Source organism: Mesorhizobium captivum (assembly GCF_033977165.1).
Lineage (GTDB): Bacteria > Pseudomonadota > Alphaproteobacteria > Rhizobiales > Rhizobiaceae > Mesorhizobium > Mesorhizobium captivum.
On record NZ_JAVIJB010000008.1, the window covers coordinates 57,154 to 83,591 of the forward strand.

Below are 26,438 nucleotides of genomic sequence, written 5' to 3' on the forward strand. Positions count from 1 at the left end.
GCGGTGGTCAGAGTGAAAGTCCGGCCGCGACGGGTGTGAGCCCGTCCGGTCAGAGAGAGCGCCGGAGGGCTTGCCCATGTAGCTCTCCCAAGGACCTTCCCGATGAACGTCTTGTTTCCGACAGCGGCCGCCAACCCAGCCGCCTCCGTGCCTGCCGAGCATTCCGCAGCTGTTCATGCTGCAGCCCTGCTTCTACTTCCCCATCTCGAGTGCGGTAAGCGCATCGATGTCACCCTCTTGCGTACTGCCATGGAAGCCTCATTCGGCGCATCCGACGCAAGCGGCGCCTGGGACTGGAAGGCCGCTTATGACGCCTGCGAGGCGGCGACCGTCCTCTTCCTTCGCAAATACGGAAAATCGCTTCTGCGCAAAGCCGGATCAGTGGGTTCGGCCTTGCCGCTTTTCGCCCGGATTGCGGATCTTCTGCCGACCCATACGCGGCGCTCCGAGGAGAGCCAGGCGTTCCAGCAGTTCTCCACTCCGATCCCGCTCGGTCTCGCGGCTGCCACCGCGGCGGTCATTACGCCCGCCGACCGCGTGCTTGAGCCTTCCGCCGGCACTGGCCTGCTTGCCATCCTCGCCGAGATCGCTGGCGGCTCGCTCGTCTTGAACGAACTCGCCGAGATGCGCGCCCGCCTTCTGTCCACCCTCTTTCCGGCCCTCACGGTCACCCGGTTCGATGCTGCGCACATCGACGATCATCTCGATCCAGCGACCGTGCCGACCATCGTGCTGATGAACCCGCCATTCTCGGTGCTCGCCCATGTCCAGGGTCGTGTCGCCGATGCAGCCTATCGCCACATCGCTTCAGCGCTCGCCCGGCTTGCCGACGGTGGTCGGCTCGTCGCTATTACCGGTGCGAACTTCGGCCCGGAGACACCGACCTGGCGCGACGCTTTCATCCGCCTGCAAGAGCGTAGTCGCGTCGTCTTCACTGCAGGCATTGAAGGCTCCGTCTATGCCAAGCACGGCACGACGATCGAGACCCGCCTCACGGTTGTCGACAAAGCACCAGCCGCCGATCCCTCTATCTTTCCGGCTTCACCCGGTCTCGCACCGGATGTCGCGACGCTGCTCAGCTGGATAGAAGAGCATCTTCCGGCGCGGCTGCCGGTGGCCGAAACGGTCAAGGCCGTTCCCGCGATTGCGATACCGCGCAGCGTGCGCGGCTATCTCGCCCGCTCTGTCGCCAGCCCAGCTCGGCCGAAGCTTTCCGAGCCGGTCGGCGTTGAACTCTCGTATGAGACGGTCGACTGGACGCCTGACGAGGGAGCCCGGCTGACCGACGCGATCTATGAGGAATACGGACTGCAGACCATCCGCATTCCAGGTTCCCAACCGCATCCGACGAAATTGGTGCAATCCGCGGCGATGGCTTCTGTTGCGCCCCCGAAGCCCAGCTATCGACCAACCCTTTCTGGCGATATCCTGAAGTCGCTTTCCGACGCCCAACTCGAAACGGTGATCCTGGCCGGTGAAGCTCATGCGGGCTTTCTCGCCGGATCGTGGCTCGTCGACGATACGTTCGACACCGTCAAAGCCGCGCCGGACAACGCGGAAGGCGCCGTGCGCTTCCGGCGCGGTTTCTTCATTGGGGATGGCACCGGTGTCGGCAAGGGCCGGCAATCGGCGAGCGTCGTCCTCGACAACTGGCTGCAGGGCCGCCGCAAAGCAGTCTGGATCTCCAAATCGGACAAGCTGCTCGAGGATGCCCAGCGCGACTGGTCGGCACTCGGCATGGAGCGTCTGCTGGTCACCCCGCTCTCGCGCTTTCCGCAAGGGCGGCTCATCACGCTGCCGGAAGGCATCCTGTTTACAACCTATGCCACGCTGCGCTCCGACGACCGCGGCGAGAAGGTTTCGCGCGTCAAGCAGATCGTCGAATGGTTGGGCGCTCATTTCGATGGAGTGCTCATTTTCGACGAAGCCCATGCCATGCAGAACGCCGGCGGCGGCAAGGGAGAGCGCGGTGATGTCGCCCCCTCACAGCAGGGCCGCGCGGGCCTGCGTCTGCAGCACGCTCTGCCCAATGCGCGCGTCGTGTATGTCTCCGCGACGGGCGCAACCACCGTCGACAATCTGGCCTACGCCCAGAGGCTCGGCCTCTGGGGCGGCGAAGACTTTCCGTTCTCTACCCGCGCGGAATTCGTAGAGGCGATAGAAGCGGGTGGCGTGGCGGCCATGGAGGTGCTCGCCCGAGACCTTCGCGCGCTAGGCCTCTACACGGCACGATCGCTCTCCTTCGATGGCGTCGAATATGAGCTGGTCGAGCATGAGCTGACGCCCGAGCAGCGGCGCATCTATGATGCCTATGCTGGCGGCTTTGCCGTCATTCACAACCATCTCGACGCGGCCATGCAGGCCGCCAACATCACCGGCGACAGCGGCACGCTGAACCGCCAGGCCAAGTCGGCCGCACGCTCCGCCTTCGAAAGCGCCAAGCAGCGTTTCTTCGGTCATCTGCTGACATCGATGAAGACGCCGACGCTGATCCGCTCGATCGAGCAGGATCTCGAGACCGGGTATTCGGCGGTGATCCAGATCGTCTCCACCGGCGAGGCGCTGATGGAGCGCAGGCTAGCGGAAGTTCCGACGGGGGATTGGAACGACATTCGCGTCGACATCACTCCGCGCGAATACGTGCTCGACTACCTCGACCATTCCTTCCCGGTTCAGCTCTACGAGCCCTTCACCGATTCCGAGGGCAACCTGTCATCCAGGCCGGTCTTTCGCGACGGCCAACCCGTCGAAAGCCGTGAGGCGGTTGCGCGCCGCGCGGCGCTGATCGAGAAGCTCGCCAGTCTGCCGCCTGTCCCTGGCGCGCTCGATCAGATCGTCCAGCGCTTCGGCACGGATATGGTGGCGGAGGTGACGGGCCGGTCGCGGCGCATCGTGCGGAAGGGCGACCGTCTGATGGTTGAGAGCCGTGCAGCGTCCGCCAATCTTGCCGAGACGCAGGCCTTCATGGACGACGTGAAACGCGTTCTGGTCTTCAGCGATGCCGGCGGGACAGGACGCAGCTACCACGCGGAGCTTGCGGCACGGAACACACGCCTTCGCGTCCACTATCTGCTGGAACCCGGATGGAAAGCCGACACGGCCATCCAGGGGCTTGGCCGCACGCACCGGACCAATCAGGCGCAACCACCGCTTTTTCGGCCGATCGCGACCAATGTGAAAGCGGAGAAGCGCTTCCTCTCCACGATTGCCCGGCGTCTCGACACGCTCGGCGCCATCACGCGCGGTCAGCGCCAGACTGGGGGACAGGGCCTGTTCCGCCCCGAGGATAATCTGGAATCTCACTATGCGCGCGATGCCCTGCGCCAGCTCTATCTGCTGATCGTCCGCGGCAAGGTGGAGGGTTGCTCGCTCAAGCTGTTCGAGGAGACGACCGGCCTGAAGCTGATGGACGAGACCGGCATCAAGGACGACCTGCCGCCGATCACCACCTTCCTCAATCGCCTGCTGGCGCTCACCATCGACCTGCAGGACATCCTGTTCGCGGCCTTCGAGCAGTTGCTCACCGCCAAGGTGGAAGGCGCCATCGCAGCTGGCGTCCATGACGTTGGGCTGGAAACCCTGCGGGCCGAGAGCTTCGTCATCACCGACCGGCGCACGATCTATACCCATCCCGGTAGCGGCGCCGAAACGCAGCTCCTCACCATCAACCAGCGCCAGCGCAATCAACCCATGCCGGTCGAGGAAGCTGTCGCTCATCTGGAAGATCCGCAGGTCGTCCTGCTGGTCAACGAACGCTCAGGACGCGCCGCCGTACGGATTCCAGCGCCATCCCTCATGCTGGACGACGGCCAGATCGAACGACGAGTCCGGCTGATCCGCCCGATGGAACAACATCATGCCTCGCTGCGCATGATGGAGGAGACCCACTGGGGCCCGGCGGATCGCAACACCTTTGCGGCCGCGTGGAGTGCCGAGGTCGCCGGAATCCCGACATTCTCCGATTCGACCATCCACGTCGTTGCGGGCTTGCTGCTGCTGATCTGGAAACGGCTCCCCAACGAGTCGAGCCGCGTCTATCGGCTCCAAACCGACGAAGGCGAGCGCATTATCGGTCGCAAGGTTTCGGCAGCATGGGCCGCCGGCGCTCTCGCAACCCGTGTGAACACGCTGACAGCAGGCGACGCCTTCAACGCGCTGATGGATGGTCGCACGACTTTTGACCTTGCCGAAGGACTTCATCTCCGGCGTGTCCGCGTTATGGGCGCCAATCGCATCGAGCTGTCGGGCTTCACCGACACCATGCGCGAGCGGCTCTCGGCCTACGGGCTTTTCCACGAGATCATATCCTGGAAGCTGCGCATGTTCGTTCCCACCGATGCGACCGGATTAGCGGTGCTTTCGAAAGTCCTCGAGTGCTATCCGGTGCAGCGCATCAGCGAGAGGGAGGCAACCTGATGCCCTCTCGTGATGCTTCTGAACTGGCATCCCGCCTCGCGCAACACGTCGAGGCGGTATGCCGCCGCTATCTTTCCAGTGGTCGTCGCGTGGGCCGGTATTGGGTGGTCGGCGATGCTCGCAATACCCCGGGGCGCTCCATGTTTGTCCGTCTCAAGGGTTCAGATTTCGGCAAGGGCGCTGCAGGCAAATGGACCGACGCCGCCACCGGCGAGCACGGAGATCTGCTCGACGTCATTCGGGAATCTCTTGGCCTGATTGACTTCAAGGACGTTGCCGATGAGGCGCGCAGATTTTTGTCCGTGCCTCAGCCAACTTACGATCCAGCCGAACGCAGGGTGCGAGCGGCGCCCGCTGCCGCAGGCTCAACCGAAGCGGCGAGGCGGCTGGTTTCCATGTCGCAACCGATCTCACGGACGCTTGTAGAGAGGTACTTACGTGCACGCGGCATTACGGCCTTGCACGAAACGGCAAGTCTTCGCTTTCATCCTCGCTGCTACTACCGTCCCGATGACTACGGCCCGACCGAGACATGGCCCGCGATGATCGCTTCAGTCACCGACCTCAAGGGCAAGCTCACCGGCGCACACCGCACCTGGCTCGATCCAGACGGTTTCAGTGAGACCTATCTGGGCCGAGCTCCAATCGACACACCGAGGCGCGCCATGGGCGAACTGCTTGGCCACGCGGTCCGCTTCGGCCTTGCCTGCGACGTGATGGCGGCCGGTGAGGGCATCGAGACCATGCTGTCAGAACGCTCGGTGCTGCCTTCCATGCCCATGATCGCAGCACTGTCCGCGGCGCATCTGTCGGCGGTGCTGTTTCCCGACACGCTGCGGCGGCTCTACATCGCGCGCGATAATGATCCGGCTGGGGATGGGGCCATGACGACCCTGGTTGAGCGCGCCAAGTCGGCCGGGATCGAGGCGGTGGTGCTGGCGCCGCAGCTCGGTGACTTCAATGAGGATCTGCGTCTGCTCGGTCTCGGTGCCCTCAGGGAGGCATTACGCGCCCAAATCGCACCCCAGGACGTCGCGCGCTTCATGGTGCTCGCGGCCTGACCGGTAGGAGAGAGTGACACGCGGCGTTTGCTGTCGACTGTCCTCGCGCCCGTGGCGTTCCTTCGTGGGAAAGCGACCGGCCCACGGCCTTCCAGAGGGCGATCGGGCGACAGCCGGTCCGGACCGGCAATGGCTGCGCCCGGCTATTTTCCGGCGGCCCTTCCCACCCCACGCCGCCGGCGGCGTGGGGACCCCGGCTGCGGGCCTTTCCATCGCGAAACAAAATAGCCGGGCTTCGCCATCCTCCACTGCCGTTTCGGCCCTGCGCTGGCGCTGCGGGTGCATGTCCGGACCGCCCGTCGCCTTCGTCGCCATGAAGGCCGCGATGGGCGCGGCCGATCCGCCGAAGGAAGCCGCCATGAGCAATCAGCACGACACCGACTTCGAGCCGCAAGGCGCATCATCACCAACGGATCGCGTCCTCCAGGAACTCCAGCTTTACGGCTTCCGTCCGTTCGAAGACGAACCAGATCCGCGACCACTTCCCGAGGGCCATGTGATTGCAGCCAGCATCGCCGACATCTTCGACGCCCTTATGGTGGCACTGACCGATACGCGCCTCGAACCCGACCTCGAGGAACTGCTCTGGGGCACGGTCAATCTCTTCCACCGCGCCACCAACCGGATCGAACGCGAGCTTGACGACAACGAAATTGCCCAGCAGCGCCTGCAGCGCGAACAGGACGGCTCCGAGGTCAAATCCGTCGAACTGGAACGCTTCACCGCTCAAGGTCAGACGCTCATCGAACGCCGCAACGCGTTCGAACTGATGCGCGATCAGGCCGCTGAGCACTTCGAGCGCCACACCCACTCGATCTGGCGTCCGCGTGCCGGCTCCATGGTCAACCATCGCAACCTGACTGCCGCGATGATCGACAGCCGCGATTTCCTCGCCGCCAAGAAGCATGCCGACAATCAGGTCTTCCTACCAGCTGGCCCGAAGGTAGCCTTCACCGGCGGCCTCGATTTCAACGACCACCGCTTGATATGGGCCAAGCTCGACCAGGCCCACGCCAAGCATCCGGACATGGTGCTGTTGCACGGTGGCTCGCCGAAGGGCGCCGAGTTGATCGCCGCGAAATGGGCCGACAATCGCAGGGTGCCTCAGGTGGCCTTCAAACCCGACTGGACGAAGCACGCCAAGGCCGCACCCTTCAAACGCAATGACGCGATGCTCAGCGCAATGCCAATCGGTGTCATCGTGTTTCCGGGCACTGGCATCCAGGACAATCTCGCAGACAAGGCCCGCAGGCTCGGTATCCCGGTTTATCAACTTGGGTCGGGTGGCGCATGAGCGCCTCCCCTTTGCCGGTCTTTCCTGTCGTGCCGAGCGGACAAGGGGCTTACCTCTGCACTCCGGATTGCCTGAGCAATCAAGCGGCCTTGAGGTCCTTCAAGGCCTTCTCGAAGGCATCTTTGATCGGCTTGGACGCATCCTCGCCAGCTCTCAACATCACCGCCTGCAGGGTCCTGGCCTGCTCGATGGAAACGTCAATCTGTTTGTTCACGAAAGCGGCCTGCAGTTCGAAGAACTCGGACGGCGACTTCACGGCAACCAGTGCTTCGAGGTGCGCGAAGCCGGCTTCGGCATTGGCTCGCAGAGCGGCGATCGTCTTCAGAGACACCTCGTTACGGGTGGTCTTGGCCACTTCAAGGGTCGACTCAAAAGCCTTCTGGGTCGTTTCGACGTTCGATTCCAGTTTGGAAAATGCTTCCTTCGATAGCTCAACGCCCTGTTCGGCGACAGCGCGAACCTGCTCCGTAGCCATGGACGGCTCGAAGGCGGATTCAGCGTTTTCGATGGTTTCGGACTTGCCGGGGATCTTGGCCATTTTTCCATCCTTTTCCAGAGAGCGGCCTCAAGGCAAAGCCGCATCCTTCATGTACGAAGTTGTCGCAACGCTATTATGAAGCTGACATGAATTTGCAGGGGCAGGCTGCGCGAATAGTGAGGGCATGACGGCGCCTCGGACGGTTGCTCCCGCAAGCTTGTGCGGTCGGACCTGCAAGCCCCCCGCAATCGGCACGTCACTCGACGAACGCGTATACACGCGCAGGTCCGAATTCACGCCTTCTTCGCAAATGCCCACACCATCAGCGGATACTCCTCATCATTGCTGAGGTCTCTCCATAAGCCGTAGGCCCGCACGGGTCCGCCGATATGCGCTTTGGCGCAGGCTTTGTTGCCCCATCCGAAGACCTGCACGGCGTCCTCTGCGAACCCGCCCTCGACCATTACCTGTTTTAGCCCCGCCGGCGTCCAGCGGTTGTAGTCGTGTGGCCTTGCATGCACCCGGAACAGGAACGGTGTCGCCACCATCGCCCAGCCGCCTGGTTTGGTCATCGCGTGAATGTTGGCGGCGGCCGCCAGCGGCCGCTGCACGTGCTCAAGCACCTGGTCGGCAATCACGATGGAAAATTGCTCGTCCGTGCGGTCGCGGCAGATGTCGAACTCGGGAAAATCGACCCAACGATAGTTTGGGCACATCGCCCGCCAGTAGCGGTTCCAGCCCGGCGAGATCTCGATCACATCGCGAGATTTGCGGTTAGCCGCTTCGAGGAAAACCGTGAAGGCTTCGATCTGGCGGATGCGCAGCCAGTTGCGGCTGTCGTAGCCGATCAGCCGCTTCACCGCTTGCTTGCTTCGGGATTTTAGGGTGCTGGCAAGGCTCGTCGTCGTCAAATCGACCTCCTCCTGCCCGCCGCATCGAAGGATAGCCTAGCCCAGGCAAGTGGGCAAAAAATGACAGATCGGCGAGACGCATCGCCGACCTGTCGGCTTATCCGGCGTCAATAATCGCCGTTGTAATACCGGTCGTCGCAAGGCGCGGTGTAGATGCGGCCGTAGCGGTCTTGGTAGCGGCAGAGCTGCTCGCCGCGCCGCTGCGGCGTCGTAGCCGAGCCGACGACGGCGCCGAGCAGCGCGCCGCTCGCGGCGCCGATCACCGTGCTCTTGGTGTTGCCGCCGATCGCTTGGCCGACCAGCGCGCCGCCGGCGCCGCCGACGAGCGCGCCGGTGGTGGCCCGCTGCTGGCCCTCGGTTTGCGTCTCGCATCCAGCAAGTGCTGCGGTCATCAGCACCGCCACAAGAACCTTCTTGATCATCATCTCCAGAACTCCTTCGAAGCCCCAAACACCAAAAGAAACAGGGGCATACCCGGCGCAGTGGGCTCGCATTGCGGCGGAACGGCGGCGAAGCCCGCTCACGAAGTGAGTCATGGTTTCCCGACTGTTGAACGCCATAGTCGCCAAACAGGAAAGACGAACGGCACATCGGGGAGATGATGTTCGCGCAGATTTTAGCGTTTTAGAAAAGCCTTAATTGCCATATGGTAATGTCAGGAGATGGCGGTTGGGCACCGCCGGTTCGTGGGGTATGCGGCGCTGCGGCGCCGAGGGGTTGGACAAATTGAGTTCGTCCTTATCCGAAATAGGTGAATGCCAGGGCTGCGGCGGCACCGGCACGGTCTTCGAATGTCCGCGGTGGCGCAGTTCCAACGGCCATTGCTGTCCGGCAGGCACGCACCAGCACAGGTGCCCCGGGGTCAGCGTTGCTTGCGCTGAGTGCGAGGGGACCGGCGGGACCAAGCTGCGGGGCGTCGAGGGATACGCGACGGTCAGTTAGCTAAGCCGACGCGGGAAATACCCGGCGGCCTCAGGCGCACCTGGACAGTCTCGAGCACGTCTTTGTCACTCGTCAACGGCTCAGCAAGAGTCGGCTCTGGAACAGGTTCGCCGTCCTCTAAAAGGCCTTCGACATGAAATGCGAGTGCCTGCTCGGCGAGCTCGCACGCTTCGGCGACCGTCGGGCCGGCCGTGACGACGCCCGGGAAGTCCGGAAATGACACGCCGAAGTCGCTGTCGTTCTCTTTGTGGATCACCGCAACGTATCGGCGCATGTAAGCCCTAACCTTGTCAGCCTCGCCGGCAGGCCTATTTCCAGACCGCTATGTGTCTCGGGCGTTCTTTTTTGATGGGGCGGAATTTCACCTGACCGACACTCTCAGTGGCAACGTCGCTGATTAACACATCGGTACGACGGCGCGAAGCGATGAACAAGTCCGGAGGGACCACCGGTCCTCGAGAAAGGCGGAGGGTTCGCGCTGCCCAGTATCTGCGCATGTCCACAGACAGGCAGATCTACTCGATCGACAACCAGAGAGATGCGATCCGCAATTATGCGAACGTCATGGGTTACGACATTGTTGCAACCTATGAGGATCCCGGGCGAAGTGGCCTCAGCCTCGGGGGGCGTCCAGGCTTGCAGCGGCTGTTGAAAGATGTGGAAGGCCGGCGAGCCGATTTCGAAACCGTCGTTGTCTACGACGTGAGCCGTTGGGGGCGCTTCCAGAATACCGATGAAAGCGCCTCTTATGAATACCGGTGCCAGATAGCTGGAGTGCGGATCGAGTTCTGCGCCGAGCTATTCGTCAACGATGGGAGCATCGGGTCCGACGTGCTGAAGGCAATCAAACGCAGCATGGCCGCGGAGTACAGCCGCATGCTGTCGAACAGGGTCTTCGCCGGCCAAAGCCGCATAGTCAAACTGGGTTTCAGCGGCGGTGGCCCCGCCGGCTATGGCTTCAGGCGCCTTCTTGTTGACGGCTCCGGAAATCCCAAGGCAATGCTTCATCGCAACGAGCGAAAAGGGCTGGCCACTGACCGCGTCATTCTGGTCCCGGGGCCAAAAGATGAGATCGCAATCGAACGATGGATGTTCAATCAATTCGTGAAAACGGAAGCCGAAATTGCGACTGCATTAAACGCTCGCGGCCTGGTCACGGAACGCGGCCGACCATGGACCAAAGCGTGCGTGGGCACGGTACTGGCCAGTGAGAAATATATCGGCAACAATGTCTGGAACCGAATATCCCATAAGCTTCTGCACAACCGGGTAAGAAATCCGCCGAGCGCATTTGTTCGCGCCGACAACGTCTTCAAGCCGCTCGTGAGCCGGGCGCTGTTCAATCGCGCGCAAGCTACCAAGCGGGCGCGCGCTTACCTCATCCCCGATGAACATTTGCTGGCCGACCTTACCAAGCTCCTAAAAGAGCGGGGAAGCTGTCGTCACCAATCATTGACGCCGCCCCGGATTGTCATTCAGCCAGTATTTACTGGCATCGATTTGGAAGTCTCAAGGCCGCCTACCAGCTGATCGGATACGACGCCTCGGCGAACTATCGGAAACTCGATATAGGCAATCGGCTCAATCAGATACGCCAGCAGATTATTGAGAACTTGATGTCGGACATTAGGAGGGTCGGCGGGTCCGCACTTTACGAGCCCAGAAGAAAGCTTATGCGCGTCAATGGAGAATTCAGCGTCGCGATATGGATTGCACGCTGTCGTACTATCGTCACCGGCTACCCGCGCTGGCAATTCAGAAATCGCGGTCTCGTTGGGCCGGACGTGACGGTCCTAATCAGAATGAAGCGCGACCATCAAACCGTTCGTGACTTCCTGATTGCGCCCGCACACGAAGCCCAGTCTGCCCTTGGCATGCTCAAGGCAGACAATGGCGTGCGCCTTGATGCCTTCCTCTTCGCTTCGCTTGATCCTGTGGTGGAGATGGCGAGACGAGAATCGATTTCGGCAATTCCGTGAAAATGACCAAGGCCGAGCTTCGTCGCTTCGTCGAGAACAACCGGCATGCCAGTCGTCTGACTGACAATTTGCAGGCGCCGCTGAACCCATTGCGTGGCCCGGCATTCGTGCGGACCTACAAGCGCCAATTCGATCGTATGCAGGATTTCATCAGAGAAGCCGACGCAGCGCAGCATCAACTGGAAAGCGTCGTCAATGCCACCGGTCAGATCCTACCCAACGCTGCGTTTCGCGCCCTGCTGCAGGAGCATGATCTCGGAACGCTGCCTTCGATCTTGACGCAAGGTTCGCCAACCGGCGGACCGAATTCCCGTTCTGAGGAACAGCAAGGCCCGTTGTGCTTCACAGCGGGGCCGCAGCTTGTCGGCGGTATCTGTCTCGACGTTCTCGACCTTCTGAACGATTTTGGCGCCCCCTTGAAGATTTTCCCCTTATTGCGAGAGGTTGTGCCGAGCCGGCAGGTTGAAATCGTGCGGCTCATGATAGCGTTGGACCGCGTGCAATTTCGAGTGGTGAGAGTCTTGATCGCGCTTACACCACGATCGCAGCTCACCGATCCCTTTGCTCGCAGAAAGCAATATGAGGGCATCTCCCCCTCACAATTGGCTGCCATGGAAACCGACCTGGCCAAGGTCAGCCATGAATATCTGAGCGTCGCCAGCACCCACGGCGCAACAGTGCTCAACCTAATCGCCGTTACGAGTTATTTTGACAGATTGTTAAACAGCCCGAAGTTGGTGCGGTTTCTAGCGCGCAATTTTGTCGGACACCTTGAGGTGTATCAGAAATTGCTCGACTTTCGCGAAGGTCGATTTCAGAAACGTGCACCGACCGTTTGAACAAAGCGAGCGGATTTGATCTCTCCACCTACTCATCCCGCCAGATGACACGTTTCTCCCAGCGGATTTGAACCAATCGCCGATACCGGATCGTGTGCGCCTGCTCCCGGGTCGGGTGGAATAACTCGGCGCCCATCCACTCGCGGCTGCCGCATTTCTGGCAGCGAACCTTCTCGCGAACCTCGTCGATCGTGACATTGCCGATGACCTCGCGCAGCTCAGCCGGCTTGTAGTAGCGGGTGACGTTGCAGCGGGCACAACGGATGCCCGCCACTTGCCCTGCGTCATGGGCATGCGTCAGGGTCCAGGCGGCGCCTCTTGGCCACTTCTCTGGTTGTTCGGGCATGCATTCGAATTGAGAACATATTCCTGCCCGGTCAAGGGCGTGCTTGACTCTTTTGTTCTCATTTCGTTCACACGTGCCCATGAGCGACGAAATCAGATTGCCAAAGCCTGAATACGCCTCGCCGCCCGGCGTGCAGCACCTTGTCTGTGAACACGACGGATGCCCCAAGGATGCCGGATGGGGCTTCGCCAAACCGAAGCAGGCGCCGCACTGGTTCTGCTTCGAGCACCGCTGCGAAGGTGAGAAATTTCTCTAGAGAGCCTGCCATGTCCCGCCACCAATTCGTGAATGAACTTGAAAGCACCGCTGACCGTATCGCGGACGTCCCGCGGGCCGATCTGCAGTTGATGTTGCGGCGGGCTGCACTGATGCTCAGGAACGTGACTGGTCTGGTGCTCGATCCGAGCGTCGAGGAATCCCTCTCCGGTCTAGGGGCTGAGATGGGCCATTCGAAAGCCGAGTTGGTCAGGACCATCGTGGGCGATTGGCTGGTCGCAAACGCCTATCTGCCTGTGCCCTATGCACTGGATGAGGAAAGCGCCGCGGATGGCAACGCATGATCAACGCACCACGGCATGACGGCGAATACGCCGACCGCGAGGTCGACTGTCAGGAAGCAATGGAGCCCGGCTTTCAGGCGATCGTCGACTGTATGCTGGAGGCCGGCTGGCAGCGGGGCGAGGTCATGCGAGCTCTTCGGCACCTGGTCGCCGCCGACAACATGACGCAAAAGGAAAACGCCAGGGTCGAAGCCGACCTGGCGATTGCACGGGCGATGATGCGCGCGGGCAGGGCACTCTAAAGCGTGAGGTGACTCCCGCCTTATGGATGCGTAACCGACAAATTAGCAAGGGCGTATATTTATCGTCAGCCGGCGCCGTTCCCGAGCTCAGCGCCGGTTAGGCCCGGCGTTTGCTGGCCTACCCCGTCAGCCTGCCGGGCCGCTCCGGTGTTAAAGGGCGGCGTATGCCCTTGTCGCGTTACGGAGGTGTCTACTGGCCCGCTGATCTGGACATGCTCCAGCCGCTATTTGATCGGTTGCGGGCCATTTCCAACGGCGGAGACGCTAAGAGGGGGAGCCCGGTCCTGTCACGGACAGGGCGTCCACCGCTTGCGCTGTTCCGGCGTCATCGCATGGTTCGTGAACTGGAGATTACGGTCGTCTCGGCCGGCGGCGCGGCACTCATGACAGTAGATGATTTTGAGAAGATCCCAGTGCAAGCACGGCTGGTCCGGCCCGAGCCGCTTCACCAGCTCGCCTACGTCTAGTGTCGCCTTGCGCTTACAGGTGAGGCAGTCGACTGAAAGGCCTGTGCCGGCTTCGAGCTTCTTGCCAAGGGTGTCTTCAGTGAATGGAAACTTCGTCGTCATGGCGATCCTCGAGGAATGGGGTCGCCGCACCGGGGGGATTATATTCCTTCGGCTCTTCGTCTATCACGTCGACGCCGAGAAGGGTTCGGTGCAGTCCGAGACCTTCAAGGTGATGGAGCGGCGACTGTTGAGAGCGATCATCAATCCGGCGATGGTCGTGACTTGGGTGTTCGGGCTTTGGCTCGCCTGGAAAGGCTTTGGATTCCAGGGCGGCTGGCTGCACAGCTTCTGTAGAGAGAACGTTTCACAGGCGATGTGATCCCAGATTGTTCGCGCTGCCGCTCGGCCTTCAGCGCACGCCGTTTAATCGCAAGAAGGGAACCTTACACGGGCTGGTTTGTTAGGCCGATCTTAAGCCAAGAGCCGATGGAAATCGACGTGAAGCACCCTATCGCTCGAGTTGCTGCCCATCATGGCAAGGGGGTGCTCCGCGCACTCTTTGGACTGCTTCTTGCTGCCGGAATTTCAGAGGCCACGCCCGCCTATTCCCAAAGCCGTTCTGACCGCACTTTCCTGGAGTGGGCGATTCAAATCGAAATTCAACAGCAGGACATGGGGAGGATTGCACAAATACGGGCGCAGACCCCCGCGGTCCGAGAGCTTGGCACCTATCTGCTCGAACGACACCGTCAGGCGGAGTCCAGGTTGAGACAGATTTCAAGCCGGTTGGGCGTTGAGCTTTCGAACAGGCTATCGGCGACGCATCTCAGGGTCCAAAGGCGCTTTACATCGATTCCGAGCGCAAATTTCGATAGGGGGTTCATCCGCCACGAAGTAGGCGACTACCGCTATTTCATCGTCCATTTCGAGGCAGCGGCCGCGTCCCGCAACAGCTCAATTCGGCAATACGCGACCAACGAACTGACAAGCCTCAGGCAGGATCAGACCAGGATTTTGACCCTGGCGCATCAGGGGTCGTGAATTTCCGCCGACGTCGCAGCGTAACCGGTCGCGAGTGTGGAAGCCTTCCGAAACTCTGATGTCGGAACGCCAGCACACGTGCAATCTCACGCGCTAGCCGTATATCCACGCGCCGTGGCCCGACCGAGGTCTGTCAGCTTGCGACGGCGCTGCGCAGCAGCATGAGCTCGCCGACGTTTTCGATGGTGACATAACCGACCAAACGGCCCTTGGCATCCACCACGCCGACGGCAGGTGCAGCTCCCCTCTTCAGGGGTTCGAGCGCCTTGATGAGCTTCTCATAGTCGTGCACCACCGGGATATTTGCGGCCATTGCCTCGATCACAGGCGTCCGACCGCCGCGCTGCTGTAGGCCAGCGACGAGCCCCTCACGCGTCAGCACGCCGCGCAGCCTGCCGTCACCGTCGACGATCGGGAACTCGTGCTGCGTCGTGCGGCGAGGTAGACGAAGATCGCAACGAATATGAGCAGCACGTTGCCGGCGACGAGACCGATGAAGCCGAAGGCGAAGGCGGCGAACTGACCAACGGTCCCTGCGATCTCCGTCGCGCGCACGCGGTTGTAGCGCGTGACGAGCAAGGCTCGCAGCACGCGCCCGCCGTCCATGGGAAAGGCCGGAATGAGGTTGAACAGAACCAGCCAGATGTTGACGGCGGCGAGGCGAGCCACGAACGCGACATGCGGGTTATCCATCGACGTCAGCGCGTTGGTACCGACGGTGGTCCCGAGCGCAACGACGAGGAACGAGGCAATGACCACATTGACCAGCGGCCCGGCGAGCGCCACGACGATCTCTTCCGACGGTTTCTCGGGCAGGCGCTCCAGCTCCGCAACGCCGCCGATCGGCAAGAGCGTGATCTTTGGAGTTCGGATGCCGTAGCGACTAGCAGCAGCGGCATGGCCGAGTTCATGCAATACCACGCAGGCGAACACGGCGACGATGAAGCCGACGCCCTCGATCGCAGCCGACGTTCCACCCTCCTGGAAATAGGCGATGCCGATCCAGGCGAGCAGCAGCAGGAAGGTCAGGTGGATGCGGATCTCGGTGCCGCCGACACGGAGGATCGGGTAGGACCACTGCATGATGTGACTCCGTCGGGTCGGGAGGCAGGCCGCGCCCGCCGAGCATGGCCCCGTTTGCGGTCGCGTCAAGTCTCCAGAGCATTCCTCAACATCGTCAAGACGACAACACCGGTACCTGTCTAGCAGCATGGCAATCGGCAGTGTCCCACCAGAGCGCGAGCGTCGGAACGATGACCGAAGTGGTGGGCCCGAAGCTACTGGCAGGCATCGCCACGAGACCGGAGCGAGTCACGGCTTGGCACGGCCTGGTTCGGTCATGCGAGCGCTGGGATCTGAGGCTGGGAGATCGGAACGATCAGCTGGGAACCCGCTTGCCGGTTCATGGTGAGGTCACACAGGGTCGCCGTCGCGGATCCCCCCTGATCCTAGCCCGTCACAGCGAGCGCACCCAAGCGGTCTCATCGATGGGTGTATCTGGCCGAAGGATGGCTTCGCCTCGATCGCCTTCGACGCAACGGCGGGTCACGACTTTCTTCCCCTGACGGCTGCGCCGTCATTCCTCGCGAAGCAACAAAGTCGTTCCCGCGCCATCCTCCGCTGACGCTTCGGCCCAAGGGTGCGCCGGCGATCGCCTCCGGCCTGTCGATCACCATCGAGACCGCAATGGTGCGGGCTCGAGACAGACAGGATCAAGGAGAACTACAATGGCTACCATCGGTACCTTCAAGAAGTCCGGCAACAACGAGTTCACCGGCGAAATCGTCACCCTCAGCGTTCAGGCCAAGAGCGTTCGCATCGTTCCCGAGACCCGCACCAACGGCGAAAACGCTCCCAGCCACCGGGTCTTCGTCGGCCGCGCCGAGATCGGCGCCGCCTGGGCCAAGCGATCCAACGAGGGCCGCGAGTATCTGGGCCTCAAGCTCGACGATCCGAGCTTCAACGCCCCGATCTTCGCCAACCTCTTCGACGACGAGGATGGTGAAGGCTACAGCCTGATCTGGTCCCGCCCGAGCCGCCGCAACGGCGAGTAAGGCGCACCGTAAAGGCCCCGCCCAGTTTACGCGGGGCGGGGCCCTAGCGTCGTCAGGCAAGCGCAGCCAGCTCTTGCCATTGATGTTCCTTGTTTCGCGCTTCAGCTCGAAAACATTCGAGTTGTGAACGTCCCGGCAATCCGCAGTGGCTAGAATGGTTAGGGCAGGACACTGGCTAGCCGCTATTCGTGATCAACCGAACGGCTTGACAAAATCCGCGTTGCGTAGCATTAGTAAAGCGATTTACTAAAGCGCTTTACAAGACGCTGGAAAAGGGGAACGGCATGAGCGACAAGACCGCCAGCCTGAAGGACGTCGCCGGGGCAGCCGGCGTTTCCGTGGCGACCGTCTCGCGCCTGCTCAACGGCTCGCTGACCCTTCCAGAAGAGACCCGCAAGCGCATCGAAGACGCAATCCGCGACCTCAACTACAGGCCCAACCCGCATGCACGTCGTCTCAGCCGCGGCCGCTCGGACACGATTGGCCTGGTCGTGCCCGACATCGCCAATCCGTTCTTCGCCACCTTCGTTGCCGCGGTCGAGGCGGAAGCCGACAGGCGCAACCTCGCGGTCTCGCTCTTCGCCACGCTCAATCGTACCGGCCGCGAGGTGGCTTATCTGGAGCTGATCGAGCGCAAGCATGTGGACGGGCTGATCTTCGTCACCAACCATGCCGACGACGGCCAACTCGCCACTCACATCAACCAGGTCGGCAAGGTGGTTATCGCCGACGAAGACGTGCCAGGTGCGGACGTGCCGAAACTGTTCTGCGACAACGAACAGGGCGGCTACCTCGCTGGGCGCCACCTCGCGGCGCACGGACATCGCGAAGTGCTGTTTGTCGGCAGCCCGCAGGAGATGATCAGCGGCCTCCGCCGCTTTGACGGCCTGCGCCGCGCGCTCCGCGAGCATTGGGGCGAGGACATCGTGCCGGCGGGCTATCGCGGGAACTATACGGTCGAGTTCGGCCGTGAGGCCGCCCGTCGCTTCATCGCCGAGGGCATGCCGGGCACCGCGATCTTCGCCACGTCGGACGAGATCACCATCGGCATGATCGAGGTCTTCCGGGCGGAGGGTGTCTCGGTTCCCGGCAACGTCTCCATTGTTGGGTTCGATGATGTCGCGCCCTTCCACCTGTTCGCGCCGTCGGTGACGGCCGTGCGCCAGCCCGTTCGGGATATCGGAAGACGGTCGCTGGCGCTGCTTCTCGAAACGAACTGGCAGGATCTCGCGTCGCCGGCGCCGCAGGAACTGATGCCAGTCGAGATCGTGGTGCGGGAATCTGTTGCCCCGCCCGCGAAACGTTAAGCCGGCAACGGAAGAAAACTTCACAGAGGAGAAACGAATATGACCTTGACCACAACGCGCAGAACCATCGCCGCGGCCCTCGGCTTCACCGCACTCGGCATCTTTGCTGGCGCGGTTTCGCCCGCCGTCGCGCAAGACCAGAAGACCTACGCTCTGGTGCAGATCAACCAGCAGGCCCTGTTCTTCAACCAGATCAACCAAGGCGCACAGAAGGCCGCGGACGCCGCCGGCGCCAAGCTGGTAATCTTCAACGCCAACAACGACGCCGCCGCCCAAAACAGCGCCATCGAGACCTACATTCAGCAGAAGGTGAACGGCCTGATCGTCGTGGCCATCGACGTCAACGGCATCATGGCGGCGGTCAACCAGGCTGCCGACGCCAAGATCCCGGTGGTGGCGATCGACGCCATCCTGCCTAAAGGGCCGCAGAAGGCGCAGATCGGTGTCGACAACGCCAAGGCCGGCGCCGACATGGGCGCGCATTTCCTCGACTATGTTAAGGCCAATATGGGCGGCAAGGCCAAGATCGGCATCGTCGGCGCCCTCAACTCCTATATCCAGAACGTGCGCCAGAAAGGCTTCGAGGACGCCATCAAGGGCAAGGACGGCATCGAAACAATTGCTGTGGTCGACGGCCAGAACGTGCAGGACACCGCACTTGCCGCCGCCGAAAATCTGATCACCGGCAATCCCGACATGAACGCCATCTACGCCACCGGCGAGCCGGCGCTGCTGGGTGCCATCGCTGCCGTGGAGAGCCAGGGCAAGCAGGATCAGATCAAGATCTTCGGCTGGGACCTGACCGCGCAGGCGATCTCGGGCATCGACAAGGGCTATGTCACGGCCGTCGTGCAGCAGGATCCTGCCGGGATGGGCGAGGCCGCCGTAAAGGCGCTCGACACCATCACCAAGGGCGGCAGCGTGGACCAGAACGTCGCAGTGCCGGTGACCATCGTCACCAAGGACAATGTCGAGCCGTACCGGGCCGTCTTCAAATGACCGAACACCAGGCCGCAATGTCTGCCGCCGCCGGGGGGACTTCCCCCCGGCCTGCCGGCGGGCCCGCCGACGGCGCGCCGCCACGCGTTTCACTGCGCGGCATCGTCAAGACCTTCGGCTCGCACCAGGCGCTCCGCGGCGTCGATCTCGACATCTATCCGGGTGAGTGTCTCGGTCTCGTCGGTGACAACGCCGCAGGCAAGTCGACGCTGACCAAGGTCATATCCGGCACCTACATTCCCGATGGCGGCACCATCACGATCGAAGGTCGCCCGGTGGTGCTCTCCGGTCCAGCAGACGCGCGCGCCCGTAACATCGAGATGGTGTTTCAGGACCTTTCCCTGTGCGATCATATAGACGTGATAGGCAACCTCTTCCTTGGACGAGAACGCACCAAGGGGCCGTTCCTCGACCACCAGGCTATGCTCGAAGGCGCACGCCACATGCTGGAGGCCCTGGAGATCCGCATTCCCCGCCTCACCGCCAAGGTGGAGAAGCTGTCTGGCGGCCAGCGGCAGGCCATCGCCATCGCCCGCGCGGCAGCCTTCAACCCCAAGGTGCTGATCATGGACGAGCCCACATCGGCGCTCGCCGTGGCGGAAGTCGAAGCGGTGCTGGCGCTGATCAACCGCGTCAAGGCGCGCGGCGTTTCGGTCATCCTCATCACCCATCGCCTTCAGGATCTGTTTCGTGTCTGCGACCGTATCGCTGTCATGTATGAAGGCACCAAGGTTGCAGAGCGCCGCATCGGCGAAACGGACCTCGAAGACATCGTCAAGCTCATCGTCGGAGAAGGCGCACACCAATGACCGTCTACACCGAAAGGGCGAAAGGTTCGCCATGGGCCGACTTCCTGGCTGAGAACGCGCAGATACTCTCCATCGCGATCTTCTTCTTCGCGTGCATCGCCTTCTTTGCCGTCGGCACGAATACCTTCCTCACCATTGGCAACATTCTGAACATCCTGCGACAGGCGGCCCCCATCCTGATCGTCGCCGTCGCGATGACCTTCGTCATCATCACAGCTGGCATCGACCTGTCGGTCGGCTCGCAGGTTGCATTGGTCAATGCGCTAGCTGCCATCCTGATGGCCGCAGGCCTGCCATGGCCTGCCACCGTGCTGGCTATGCTGGCGCTCGGCGTGCTGATGGGGCTTGGCCAAGGCTGGTTCGTGGCCTACCAGGACGTGCCAGCCTTCATCGTCACACTCGCCGGGCTTTCCATCCTGCGCGGGCTGGCACTTTACCTCACCCAGGGCTATTCGATCCCGATTGAGAACGCTCCGGGCTTCCTCATGCTTGGCCGCGGCGAAATCGTTGGTATCCCCGTTCCCGCGCTCATCGCCGTGGTCGTCGCCATCGTCGGCTATGTCACGATCCGCTCGACCCGCTACGGCCGGCAGGTGGTGGCCGTCGGCTCCAATATGGAGGCGGCGCGTCGCGTCGGCATGCCGGCGCGCTGGATCATCGCCTCGGTCTACATGATCTCGGGCATTTCCTGCGCTGTCGCCGGCCTTCTCATCGCCGCTCGTCTTGGCTCGGGCTCATCCAACGCGGCCGTCGGCTTCGAACTGCAAGTGATCGCAGCCGTTGTCCTCGGCGGCACCTCCCTGATGGGCGGGCGCGGCACCATCCTCGGTACCCTGCTCGGCACGCTCACCATCGCCGTGATAGGCAATGGCCTCATCCTGATGCACATTTCGCCCTTCTTCACCCAGATCGTCACCGGCGCCATCATCCTGATCGCCATCTGGCTGAACATCCGCATCTTCACTGTGAAGTTCCGGCTGCCGGGCAAAGCGGGAGGCAACGCGAAATGACGGCGGCCCCGCTCTCCGAGGCGCATGTCCGCTCCGGCAAGGTGATGACCGTAACCGGGCCGGTCGCCGCCGCCGATCTCGGCATGACGCTCATGCATGAGCACGTGCTGAACGATTGTCTGTGCTGGTGGCACAGGCCGAAGGAGCCCGAGCGGCAATATCTGGCTGGCGGCTTCGTGTGCATGGAGATCCTTTCGGAACTGCGGCAGGACCCCTTCGTCAACCGCCACAACATCACACTGGACGACGAGGCGCTGGCGGTGAAGGAACTGAAGCAGTTCGCTGCCGTCGGCGGGCGCACCCTGGTCGAGCCCACCTGCCAGGGCATTGGCCGCGATCCGCTGGCCATGCGCCGGGTCGCGGCGGCGAGCGGGCTCAACATCGTCATGGGCGCCGGCTACTACCTTGCATCCTCACACCCGGCCAAGGTGGCGTCGATGTCAGCCGACGACATCGCCGCCGAGATCGTGCGCGAGGCAGTGGACGGCGTTGAGGGCACCGGTGTGAGGATCGGGCTGATCGGCGAGATCGGCGTTTCCGCCGACTTCACAAAAAGCGAAGAGAAGTCGCTGCGCGGTGCCGCCCGTGCCCAGCGGCTGACCGGGATGCCGCTGATGGTCCATCTGCCCGGCTGGTTCCGCTTCGGCCACAAGGTGCTCGACATCGTTGAGGGGGAGGGGGCGGAACTGCGCCATACGGTGCTGTGCCACATGAACCCGTCGCACGACGATTTCGCCTATCAGTCATCGTTGGCCGCGCGCGGCGCCTTCATCGAATATGACATGGTCGGCATGGACTTCTTCTACGCCGACCAGCAGGTGCAGTGCCCGAGCGACGACGATGCGGCGCGCGGCATCGTGCGCTTGATCGACGCCGGTTATCTGGATCGCATCCTCGTCTCGCACGACGTGTTCCTGAAGATGATGCTCACCCATTACGGCGGCAACGGCTATTCCTACGTGCCGAAGCACTTCCTGCCGCGCCTGAGGCGACACGGCGTGGCGGAGGCCGCGCTCAAGCGGCTCATGCATGACAATCCGCGCTCGGTCTTCGACGCGACGGGCTGACGCTGGAAGGCCCCAATTTCTCAGAGACAGAAAGCGAAAGACGACATGACAAAGAAGGTTCTCCTCGTCGGCGAAAGCTGGGTAAGTTCAGCCACCCACTACAAGGGTTTCGATCAGTTCGGTTCCGTCACCTTCCATCTCGGCGCCGAGCCGCTGGTGAAGGCGCTCGAGGGCTCAGAATATGAACTGACCTACATGCCGGCCCACGAAGCGGTGGAGAAGCTACCCTTCGACATGGCGGGACTCGACGTTTATGACATCATCATCCTGTCCGACATCGGGGCGAACTCACTGCTTCTGCCGCCGGAGGTATGGCTGCACTCGCGCACGGTGCCCAATCGGCTGAAACTGCTCAAGGCGTGGGTGGAAAAGGGTGGCGGCTTGCTCATGGTCGGTGGCTACTTCTCGTTCCAGGGTATCGACGGCAAAGCCCGCTGGCGCCGCACGCCGGTCGAGGACACTCTGCCCGTCACCTGTCTGCCCTATGACGATCGTGTCGAGATACCCGAAGGCACGGTGGCGGAAATTGTCGCCAAGGATCATCCGGTGATGGCGGGACTGACTGACCAGGCATGGCCGCCGCTGCTTGGCGTCAACGAGGTTGAACTTCGGCCAGATGCTGAGCTGGTCGCGCGCCTGCCGCAGGACCAAGGTGGCTTCCCACTGCTAGTGGTTGGCAGCCACGGCAAGGGCCGAACCGCAGCCTGGACGTCCGACATCGGCCCGCACTGGCTCTCGCCGGCCTTCTGTGCCTGGGAAGGCTACGGTAGGCTGTGGAAGAACATCCTCGGCTGGCTTACCGCCGAGCGCTGACCTCAAAGTTGCGCCAGGATCGCGCTCATCTCCTCGATGCTCGGAAAGGCGTTCAGCGTGCCTTTCCGCGACACGGTGAGTGCGCTTGCTCGAGCCGCATGGATGAGCGCCAGTTCGTCAAGGCGAGCGCCGCGCAGGAACGCGGAGGCCAGTGCCACACCCATGAACGTATCCCCCGCTCCGGTGGTGTCCATGACGCTCGCGGGCATCGCGGCCACCCGCAATGGAGCACCGCCGCCGCTGAGCAGGGCGCCGTCCGCTCCGAGCGTCAGCACCACGTCGCGCACGCCGCGCGCATGCAGTACGGCGGCGGCCGCCTCGCCCGAGGCGCCCGTCAGCGCCAGCGCCTCGCCGGCGTTGAGGAAAGCGATGTCCACCAGCGGCCACAATTCCTGAAAGGAAGGCCTGAGCGGCGATGGATTGAAGGCCGTGACCATGCCGCGCCGGCGCGCTTCGCTAAGCAGCGCCTCGGTCGTCGCCCCGCTCAAATTGCCCTGGAAGACAGCGAGGTCGCCAGATTGTGCCTCGCTGATAGCAGGCAGCGCATCCTCGGGCAGAAGGTTCTCGGCCGCGTCCGTCGTGGTGACGATGGCGTTCTCCCCGTCGGGAGTTGTGAATATGATGGAGAAGTCGCTGCTCTTGCCCTCCTGTCGCAGGAGCCGGCATTCGACCGGCTCGGCGGCCAGACGGTCGGCGATGCTCTGGGCTCGGAACTCCACTCCCACCGGCGCAACGAGAGTGGTGGCGAGGCCGCAGCGGGCCATGATCACAGCCTGGTTTGCGCCCTTGCCGCCGAGATCGCTGGAGCCGTGGCTGCCGAAGATCGAGGCGCCGGCCAAGGGCCACTGCTCGACCCGGATGGTCTCGTCCACCGCCACATTGCCTATGACATAAGCGTGCATGAACACTCTTCCGAAGGACTCTAAAAATGCAGCAAATCTCGGACAATCCCGCCAGCGCCATAAGGGAAATATTCGGGCGCGACAAGGCGCTGATCGGAATGATCCATTGCCCCGCCTTCCCCGGCGCCCCCCGTTATCGCGGCGACGACATGAACACCATCTACGATGCTTGCTTGCGCGACGCCGAAGCCCTCATCGAGGGCGGGATGCATGGCCTGATGATCGAAAACCATGGCGACGTGCCCTTCTCGAAACCCGACGACATCGGCTATGAGACGGCTGCCTTCATGTCGGTCGTCACCGACCGCATCGCGCGCGCCATCGGTGTGCCGCTTGGCATCAATGTGCTGGCCAATGCGCCGATACCGGCCTTTGCCGTCGCACTGGCGGGCGGCGCGAAATTCATCCGCGTCAACCAGTGGGCGAACGCCTATGTCGCCAATGAGGGCTTCATTGAGGGCCGCGCGGCGGAGGCCACGCGTTATCGTTCGGCTCTCAGGGCCGAGCACATCAAGGTCTTCGCCGACAGCCACGTCAAGCATGGCAGCCATGCCATCGTCGCTGATCGCTCCATCGCCGAGCTGACGCGTGACCTCGCCTTCTTTGATGCCGACTGCGTCATCGCCACCGGCCAGCGTACCGGCAACGCCGCCACCATCGAGGAGATCGAGGAGATCGCCGCTGCCACGCAGCTGCCGCTGCTGGTCGGCTCCGGCGTGGACAAGACCAATGTCGTGGAGATCCTTAAGCGCACCAATGGCGTCATTGTCGCCTCATCGCTTAAGGCGGGCGGCGTGTGGTGGAACCCGGTCGACATCGAGCGCGTGCGCGCCTTCTGCACCGCTGCCGAGCCGGCTCTGGGAGCTTGACTGATGGCGGGCGAGACGCTGTCGGAGTGCATCCTGCGCGAGAATGAAGCCGTCTTCGACGCCATGGTTCGCCATCGCTTCACGACGGACATCGAGGCCGGCCATCTGCCGAGCGAGGTGTTCGACCGCTACCTTGTCTACGAGGGCGCCTTCGTGGAGACGGCCATCTCAATCTTCGCGCTCGCCACCGCCAAGGCCGGCAGGATCGAACAGAAGCGCTGGCTGATCAGTGTGCTGGACGATCTGGCCAACCAGCAGATCGCCTATTTCGAACGGACATTGGCGGCCCGCGGCATCGATCCCGCCAGCTTCAATCTAGCCGAGCCGCGCGTGGCGGCGTTTTGCGCCGGGATGCTGGACATAGCCGAAAAGGGGCCGTTCCTCGACATCATCGTTGCGATGTTTGCGGCCGAATGGATGTACTTGACGTGGTCGAAGCGCGTCGCGGCCGCAGCCATCGCCGATCCGCTGCTCAACGAGTGGGTGGCCATGCACGCCGACGACACCTTCGCCAATCAGGCTGAATGGCTGAGGCGGCAGATTGATGACGCGAATGCCAGGCTCGACGAGGCTGGCCGCTCGCGGCTCAGCGCCGTCTTCGGCCGCGTTCAGGCGCTGGAGATCGCCTTTCACGATGCCGCCTATGGAGACAACGCATGAGCGAGCCTCGGATAGACGCCCAGCGTTTCCTCAGCCGGCTCGATGCCTTCGCCCTGATCGGCGCCACGCCCAAGGGAGGTGTCAACCGGCAGGCGCTTTCGCCGGAGGACCGGCGCGCGCGGCGCCTTCTGGCGGAGCTGGGTCAGGCACGAGGCTTCAGCGTTGGTCAGGACGCCATCGCCAATCTGTTCATTCGGCGCGAAGGCAAGGATAATTCAAGGCCGCCCTTTCTGATCGGCAGCCATCTCGACAGCCAGCTGACCGGCGGCCGCTTCGACGGCGCGCTCGGCACGCTCGCTGCCTTCGAGGTGCTGGAGGCGTTGGAGGATGCGGGCGTCGAGACCCCGTTTCCGGTCGAGGCGGTAGCCTGGACAAATGAAGAAGGCAGCCATTACCAGCCGGGCTGCATGGGCTCCATGGCCTTCGCCTCCGGCTCGATCCCGCAGCTGTGGACTACCTTGCGCGGCCATGACGGCTCCCTGTTCGCCGACGAGCTGCAGGCCACGCTCGAGGCGTTGCCGCAGGCAGCAATGCGCCCGCTTGGCTTTCCGATCGCCGCCTATCTCGAATTGCATATCGAGCAAGGCCCCTCGCTGGAGAGCGAGAACATCCCTATCGGCATCGTCGAAGGCATCCAGGGCACACGCTGGCTGGAGGTCGAGATCACCGGCCAGTCGGCTCATGCCGGCACCACGGCGCTTGCCTTGCGGCGCGACGCCATGGCCGCCGCAGTGCGCGGGCTGGGCAGTCTCTATGCCGAGATCATGCCGTGCGACGCGCGCGCTCGCTTCACCGTTGGCAAGCTTGTGCTGGAGCCCGGCGCGGTCAACGCCATTCCCGAAAAGGTCGCCTTCACAATCGATCTGCGCCACCCCGAAAGCGCAGTGCTCGACAGGCTTGAAACCTTGATCAGGAACACCTTTGCAGAGGCTGCGGCGGGTGGCGGCTGCGCGTCGACGCTGCGCCGTATCTTCGATATGCCGCCGACGGTCTTCTCTCCGCTCCTGCTTGAGCGATTGAACGAAGCCGCAGACAGTCTGGGGCTTGCGTCGAAATCGATGCTTTCCGGGGCCTTCCACGACGCTCTGTTTGTCAATCGCGTGGCGCCCACGGCCATGATCTTCGTGCCTTGCCGAGACGGGCTCAGCCACAACGAGGCTGAATATGTCGAGCCGGACCAGGCCGTCGCGGGAGCGCGAATGCTGCTTGCCTCAACGCTGAAGGCTCTGGAGAACCGATGAAGGCAAGGTCAGCGCCGTGCCCATACGGGGCTGGCGCTGCGTGGGGCATTCAGCGCGGCCAATCTCCATTGCCAGCTGGGCGATGCCGGGATTGCATCGGGTGATGCCGGCAGAGCTTCCTCCATTGTCGGCGCCACTCCTATAAGATT

At 62.7% G+C, this 26,438-nt stretch carries 27 protein-coding genes and 2 pseudogenes; 21 read left to right on the forward strand and 8 right to left on the reverse strand.

The annotated features are described in order from the left end of the window. The first annotated feature begins 102 nt into the window (after positions 1–102). The 3 genes from RFM40_RS09510 to RFM40_RS09520 all read left to right on the forward strand — a co-directional run bounded on the left by RFM40_RS09510 (position 103) and on the right by RFM40_RS09520 (position 6,771). Positions 103–4,416, forward strand: a complete 4,314-nt coding sequence (locus RFM40_RS09510) for a strawberry notch-like NTP hydrolase domain-containing protein (protein WP_320226477.1) — start codon at positions 103–105, stop codon at positions 4,414–4,416. Next, positions 4,416–5,477 (forward strand): DUF7146 domain-containing protein, encoded by a 1,062-nt coding sequence (locus tag RFM40_RS09515; RefSeq protein ID WP_320226478.1) that lies wholly within the window; start codon positions 4,416–4,418, stop codon positions 5,475–5,477. The genes RFM40_RS09510 and RFM40_RS09515 overlap by 1 nt, the downstream gene beginning before the upstream one ends. 358 nt (positions 5,478–5,835) lie before the next feature. Next, a complete protein-coding gene (locus RFM40_RS09520; protein WP_320226517.1) occupies positions 5,836–6,771 on the forward strand; it encodes a DUF2493 domain-containing protein in 936 nt (311 codons plus the stop codon). Between the two features lie 79 nt (positions 6,772–6,850). On the opposite strand, the gene RFM40_RS09525 is transcribed toward RFM40_RS09520, so the two are convergent. The 4 genes from RFM40_RS09525 to RFM40_RS09540 all read right to left on the reverse strand — a co-directional run bounded on the left by RFM40_RS09525 (position 6,851) and on the right by RFM40_RS09540 (position 9,376). Next, positions 6,851–7,309, reverse strand: a complete 459-nt coding sequence (locus RFM40_RS09525) for a phasin (protein ID WP_320277450.1) — start codon at positions 7,307–7,309, stop codon at positions 6,851–6,853. A 233-nt stretch (positions 7,310–7,542) separates the two neighbouring features. After that, complete coding sequence (locus tag RFM40_RS09530) at positions 7,543–8,160, reverse strand: class I SAM-dependent methyltransferase (RefSeq protein ID WP_320226480.1); 618 nt, start codon at positions 8,158–8,160, stop codon at positions 7,543–7,545. 107 nt (positions 8,161–8,267) lie between these two features. Further along, entirely contained in the window at positions 8,268–8,585 is a 318-nt protein-coding gene (locus tag RFM40_RS09535) for a YMGG-like glycine zipper-containing protein (RefSeq protein ID WP_292375107.1), read from the reverse strand. Between the two features lie 509 nt (positions 8,586–9,094). Next, entirely contained in the window at positions 9,095–9,376 is a 282-nt protein-coding gene (locus RFM40_RS09540; protein ID WP_320226481.1) for a type II toxin-antitoxin system HicB family antitoxin, read from the reverse strand. Between the two features lie 152 nt (positions 9,377–9,528). Between RFM40_RS09540 and RFM40_RS09545 the strand changes: the two genes are divergently transcribed. The 3 genes from RFM40_RS09545 to RFM40_RS09555 all read left to right on the forward strand — a co-directional run bounded on the left by RFM40_RS09545 (position 9,529) and on the right by RFM40_RS09555 (position 11,920). Next, a complete protein-coding gene (locus tag RFM40_RS09545; protein ID WP_320226482.1) occupies positions 9,529–10,632 on the forward strand; it encodes a recombinase family protein in 1,104 nt (367 codons plus the stop codon). A gap of 143 nt (positions 10,633–10,775) precedes the next feature. Beyond that, positions 10,776–11,081, forward strand: coding sequence for a hypothetical protein (locus tag RFM40_RS09550; protein ID WP_320226483.1), 306 nt, complete (start codon positions 10,776–10,778; stop codon positions 11,079–11,081). A gap of 2 nt (positions 11,082–11,083) precedes the next feature. Next, positions 11,084–11,920 carry a plasmid partitioning protein RepB C-terminal domain-containing protein gene (locus tag RFM40_RS09555; protein WP_320277451.1) on the forward strand — a complete coding sequence of 279 codons (837 nt, stop codon included), beginning with the start codon at positions 11,084–11,086 and terminating at the stop codon, positions 11,918–11,920. A gap of 28 nt (positions 11,921–11,948) precedes the next feature. Here RFM40_RS09555 and RFM40_RS09560 read toward each other — a convergent pair whose 3' ends face one another. Further along, positions 11,949–12,266, reverse strand: a complete 318-nt coding sequence (locus RFM40_RS09560) for a hypothetical protein (RefSeq protein ID WP_320277452.1) — start codon at positions 12,264–12,266, stop codon at positions 11,949–11,951. Positions 12,267–12,345: 79 nt separating this feature from the next. On the opposite strand from RFM40_RS09560, the gene RFM40_RS09565 reads away from it, so the two are divergent. Genes RFM40_RS09565 through RFM40_RS09575 form a run of 3 tightly spaced genes read left to right on the forward strand, consistent with a single transcriptional unit; the run spans position 12,346 to position 13,068 of the window. Beyond that, the gene (locus RFM40_RS09565) at positions 12,346–12,522 is read left to right on the forward strand and encodes a hypothetical protein (RefSeq protein WP_320277453.1); all 177 of its coding nucleotides are present in this window, start codon (positions 12,346–12,348) and stop codon (positions 12,520–12,522) included. A gap of 10 nt (positions 12,523–12,532) precedes the next feature. Next, complete coding sequence (locus tag RFM40_RS09570; protein ID WP_320277454.1) at positions 12,533–12,826, forward strand: hypothetical protein; 294 nt, start codon at positions 12,533–12,535, stop codon at positions 12,824–12,826. Continuing rightward, positions 12,823–13,068 carry a hypothetical protein gene (locus RFM40_RS09575; RefSeq protein ID WP_320277455.1) on the forward strand — a complete coding sequence of 82 codons (246 nt, stop codon included), beginning with the start codon at positions 12,823–12,825 and terminating at the stop codon, positions 13,066–13,068. Before RFM40_RS09570 ends, RFM40_RS09575 begins: the two co-directional genes overlap by 4 nt. A gap of 287 nt (positions 13,069–13,355) precedes the next feature. On the opposite strand, the gene RFM40_RS09580 is transcribed toward RFM40_RS09575, so the two are convergent. Beyond that, the gene (locus RFM40_RS09580) at positions 13,356–13,637 is read right to left on the reverse strand and encodes a hypothetical protein (RefSeq protein WP_320277456.1); all 282 of its coding nucleotides are present in this window, start codon (positions 13,635–13,637) and stop codon (positions 13,356–13,358) included. A 43-nt stretch (positions 13,638–13,680) separates the two neighbouring features. Between RFM40_RS09580 and RFM40_RS09585 the strand changes: the two are divergent. Both RFM40_RS09585 and RFM40_RS09590 read left to right on the forward strand, forming a co-directional pair. After that, positions 13,681–13,863 (forward strand): annotated as a pseudogene (locus RFM40_RS09585) (CopD family protein); the annotation flags it as partial. Between the two features lie 140 nt (positions 13,864–14,003). Next, positions 14,004–14,558 carry a DUF4142 domain-containing protein gene (locus tag RFM40_RS09590; RefSeq protein WP_320277457.1) on the forward strand — a complete coding sequence of 185 codons (555 nt, stop codon included), beginning with the start codon at positions 14,004–14,006 and terminating at the stop codon, positions 14,556–14,558. Between the two features lie 133 nt (positions 14,559–14,691). Here RFM40_RS09590 and RFM40_RS09595 read toward each other — a convergent pair. Beyond that, positions 14,692–15,641, reverse strand: a pseudogene (locus RFM40_RS09595) (site-2 protease family protein). A gap of 644 nt (positions 15,642–16,285) precedes the next feature. On the opposite strand from RFM40_RS09595, the gene RFM40_RS09600 reads away from it, so the two are divergent. The 7 genes from RFM40_RS09600 to RFM40_RS09630 all read left to right on the forward strand — a co-directional run bounded on the left by RFM40_RS09600 (position 16,286) and on the right by RFM40_RS09630 (position 22,617). Further along, positions 16,286–16,612: a DUF736 domain-containing protein gene (locus tag RFM40_RS09600; protein ID WP_320226491.1), complete on the forward strand. Its 327-nt coding sequence runs from the start codon at positions 16,286–16,288 to the stop codon at positions 16,610–16,612. A 284-nt stretch (positions 16,613–16,896) separates the two neighbouring features. Further along, on the forward strand, positions 16,897–17,919 hold the full coding sequence (locus RFM40_RS09605; RefSeq protein ID WP_320226492.1) for a LacI family DNA-binding transcriptional regulator: 1,023 nt from the start codon (positions 16,897–16,899) through the stop codon (positions 17,917–17,919). A gap of 39 nt (positions 17,920–17,958) precedes the next feature. Further along, on the forward strand, positions 17,959–18,918 hold the full coding sequence (locus RFM40_RS09610) for a substrate-binding domain-containing protein (RefSeq protein WP_320226493.1): 960 nt from the start codon (positions 17,959–17,961) through the stop codon (positions 18,916–18,918). After that, the gene (locus tag RFM40_RS09615; RefSeq protein WP_320226494.1) at positions 18,915–19,727 is read left to right on the forward strand and encodes an ATP-binding cassette domain-containing protein; all 813 of its coding nucleotides are present in this window, start codon (positions 18,915–18,917) and stop codon (positions 19,725–19,727) included. The genes RFM40_RS09610 and RFM40_RS09615 overlap by 4 nt, the downstream gene beginning before the upstream one ends. Continuing rightward, a complete protein-coding gene (locus RFM40_RS09620; RefSeq protein ID WP_320226495.1) occupies positions 19,724–20,737 on the forward strand; it encodes an ABC transporter permease in 1,014 nt (337 codons plus the stop codon). Before RFM40_RS09615 ends, RFM40_RS09620 begins: the two co-directional genes overlap by 4 nt. After that, positions 20,734–21,804 (forward strand): phosphotriesterase family protein, encoded by a 1,071-nt coding sequence (locus RFM40_RS09625; protein ID WP_320226496.1) that lies wholly within the window; start codon positions 20,734–20,736, stop codon positions 21,802–21,804. The genes RFM40_RS09620 and RFM40_RS09625 overlap by 4 nt, the downstream gene beginning before the upstream one ends. Positions 21,805–21,849: 45 nt before the next feature. Further along, positions 21,850–22,617 carry a glutamine amidotransferase gene (locus RFM40_RS09630; protein WP_320226497.1) on the forward strand — a complete coding sequence of 256 codons (768 nt, stop codon included), beginning with the start codon at positions 21,850–21,852 and terminating at the stop codon, positions 22,615–22,617. 2 nt (positions 22,618–22,619) lie between these two features. Here RFM40_RS09630 and RFM40_RS09635 read toward each other — a convergent pair whose 3' ends face one another. Next, positions 22,620–23,519 (reverse strand): ribokinase, encoded by a 900-nt coding sequence (locus tag RFM40_RS09635; protein WP_320226498.1) that lies wholly within the window; start codon positions 23,517–23,519, stop codon positions 22,620–22,622. A gap of 26 nt (positions 23,520–23,545) precedes the next feature. Between RFM40_RS09635 and RFM40_RS09640 the strand changes: the two genes are divergently transcribed. From RFM40_RS09640 to RFM40_RS09650, 3 genes are read left to right on the forward strand one after another with little or no spacing between them, the layout of a single operon-like run. After that, a complete protein-coding gene (locus RFM40_RS09640; RefSeq protein WP_320226499.1) occupies positions 23,546–24,388 on the forward strand; it encodes a BtpA/SgcQ family protein in 843 nt (280 codons plus the stop codon). Positions 24,389–24,391: 3 nt separating this feature from the next. Then, positions 24,392–25,048: a TenA family protein gene (locus RFM40_RS09645; protein WP_320226500.1), complete on the forward strand. Its 657-nt coding sequence runs from the start codon at positions 24,392–24,394 to the stop codon at positions 25,046–25,048. After that, the gene (locus RFM40_RS09650; RefSeq protein WP_320226501.1) at positions 25,045–26,289 is read left to right on the forward strand and encodes a Zn-dependent hydrolase; all 1,245 of its coding nucleotides are present in this window, start codon (positions 25,045–25,047) and stop codon (positions 26,287–26,289) included. Before RFM40_RS09645 ends, RFM40_RS09650 begins: the two co-directional genes overlap by 4 nt. Positions 26,290–26,438: the final 149 nt, after the last annotated feature.